1 protein-coding gene is annotated in these 229 nt (G+C 34.1%); it reads right to left on the bottom strand.

Going from position 1 to position 229, the window contains the following annotated elements:
- The coding region (gene tnpA / locus AAEY79_RS16680) for an IS200/IS605 family transposase (protein ID WP_352289954.1) at positions 1-229 on the bottom strand (229 nt) is incomplete at both ends.

Genomic DNA, 229 nt, shown 5'->3' with positions numbered 1-229 from the left:
ACCATAGACTTTGCGTTGTAGATTGTTTAATTCTCTTAACGTAACTCGCAACACTGATATTGGGAGAGATCGTTAGCAATATGTGTATATGATCTTTGTCCACCTCGATCTCTTCGATATTAAATTCTGAGCGCTCTGCAATTTCAGTGATTTTTTGTTTTACAAAATCACCTACATCACCTTTTAACAATTGTTTTCTATATTTAACCACAAGTATTAAATGTAGCGC

The organism is Psychrobacter sp. GW64-MNA-CIBAN-0177, assembly GCF_040309585.1.
GTDB lineage: Bacteria > Pseudomonadota > Gammaproteobacteria > Pseudomonadales > Moraxellaceae > Psychrobacter > Psychrobacter okhotskensis.
Note: the sequence above shows the minus strand (reverse complement) of the source record. Positions and strands in the feature narration are given on the sequence as shown.